A 2,207-nucleotide genomic window follows, 5' to 3' on the forward strand; every position below is an offset into this window, starting at 1 on the left:
GGCGCGAGGTCGCGCCGGTTTCGCGGCCCGCACGCCGTAGCGGGGCACGCAGTCGCGCATAGAGCGGCGCGCCGGTCGCGCGCAGCCGCAGCGCGACGATCGCATCGAGCCGCGCGGCGTCGCGCAACGGCATCTCGGTCGCATCGAAGATCTCGTCGATATGGCGTGGTTCGCGCAGCGCCGGCAGCGCATCGCGCGCCTGCCGGTTCGCGGCGACGATATTGCCGCATTCGTCGAACGCGATCAGCCATTCGGGCTGTGCCTCGACGTAGTGACGGTTCGGATGCCCGAACAATATCCAGTGCTGCGCGGTGCTGTGCACGAAATAGCCGTCCTCGATCAGCGCCGCGCTCTGCCGCACGAGCTGGTACACGAGACGCTGGCTGTCGCGACCGTCGGGCGACTGGACGGCGGACGCATCGAGCACGCCGATCAGTTCGCCGCCCGGCGAGAAGATCGGGGCCGCGCTGCAGGTGAGCGTGGTGAACGCCGCGCGGAAGTGATCGGTCTTGTGCACGGTGATCGGCGCGAGATCGGTCAGCACGCTCGCGACGCCGCAGGTGCCTTCCTCACTTTCCGACCAGCACGAGCCGATGTGCAGCCCCGCATGGCGGAAGTCGTTGCGGCGCTCGCGGTCGATCCGGTAGTCGATCGTCACGCCATGCGCGTCGGTCAGCATCACGCAATAGTCGGCGACCCGAATCATGTCGTGCAGGCGCGTCAGGCACTGGCCCGATGCACGCAGAAAGGCCTCCTCCTTGTCGCGCACCTCGCGCAACTCGGCCGCGGTCAGCACGCGCGGGCCGATCGACGAAGCGGGGTCGAGCGCGTAGCGCTCGAGCGAGCGCTGCCACGACGACACGAGACGCGCGGAATCGGCCGGCGCGGGCAGGCGCCCGGCGAGCGCGCCGAGCACACGGTCGGCGTGCTGGGCCTGGGGGACGGCATAGGGCATGGTCGGCTCCGGTTCCGTACGGCGGGGATTTCGATGCTCTTGTAGCACATCCGCGGCGGCGGATCACATTGCATCGCAGCACGCGCGCGGCATGAGACGTTCGTCTCACCGGCATCTCAGCCCGTCTCGCGCAGTTGAGACGCGCGGACACACTCGGCAACACGATGGTCGGGAGCGCGGCGGTGCGTGCCATGCCGCGATGCGCGTGGCTTGCCGGCCAAACGGCAATACCGATCATGGCGCCGAAGTCGGCGTGTCGAGGGATAGACCACGTGAGACGCACGGCCTGTTTCGCGGCGCTTCGAGCTGCCCGGCAGCAGGTGCCGGTGACGGTCGCAACCCGCCGAGCCAGTCTGTATGCGGGTTTCGCGGACGTTACACACGCGGTGGCACGCCGCTTGCAGATGTGATGGGCAATGCCGGCGCAATCGCGTCGGCGACGACGATCCGCTGCCCTCGATGACGGCGGACGACACACGAAGGGCCGGTGCGCGAGCGCCGGTCCACTGGATGGAGACAAGCCCGTGACGACGCCCGTGACCGTTGGCGTGATCGCGAACCCCGCATCGGGGCGCGACATTCGCCGCCTGACGACGCATGCATCCGTGTTCCCCACCGCGGAAAAAGCCAACATGGTCGTGCGCCTGCTTGCCGGTCTCGGCGCGATGGGCGTCGAGCGCGTGCTGACCCTGCGCGACAAGACCGGCATCGCGACGCTGCTGATGCGAGCGCTCGATACGCATCGCGCGCTTGCACCGCACGAACGCTGGCCCGACGTCGAATTTGTCGACCTGCCGATCTCCGACACGGTTGCCGACACGCACGCCGGCGCTGCCTACATGCGCCGGATGGAAGTCGCGCTGATCGTCGTGCTCGGCGGCGACGGCACCCATCGCGCGGTCGCCGCGCACTGCGGCTCGACGCCGCTCGTCGCGCTGTCCACCGGCACCAACAATGCGTTTCCCGAACATCGCGAGGCGACCGTCGCGGGCATCGCGGCAGGACTCGCCGCGACCGGTGCCGTGCCGGCCGAGATCGCGTTTGCGCGCAACAAGCGGCTCGTCGTGCGCGGCGTGGCGGGCGCGAACGCGGGGCGCGAGGAGATCGCGCTCGTCGACGTGTGCGCGGCACGCCAGCGCTTCATCGGCGCGCGTGCGATCTCGGGGCCCGACGACATCGACGCGCTGTACCTGACCTTCGCGGAGCCGGACGGCATCGGCCTGTCCGCGCTCGGCGGCGCGTGGGCGCCGCT

General features: G+C 69.8%; 2 protein-coding genes. One reads left to right on the forward strand and one right to left on the reverse strand.

Annotated elements, in window-relative coordinates:
* Positions 1–955, reverse strand: a 955-nt coding sequence (locus tag F3J14_RS34645) for a GAF domain-containing protein (protein WP_166726722.1), incomplete at its 3' end; no start/stop codon positions are given.
* A gap of 524 nt (positions 956–1,479) precedes the next feature.
* Here F3J14_RS34645 and F3J14_RS34650 point away from each other — a divergent pair.
* A partial coding sequence (locus tag F3J14_RS34650; protein ID WP_166726723.1) for an NAD(+)/NADH kinase occupies positions 1,480–2,207 on the forward strand: 728 nt, incomplete at its 3' end.

Source organism: Burkholderia sp. Tr-862 (assembly GCF_011753085.1).
Lineage (GTDB): Bacteria > Pseudomonadota > Gammaproteobacteria > Burkholderiales > Burkholderiaceae > Burkholderia > Burkholderia ambifaria.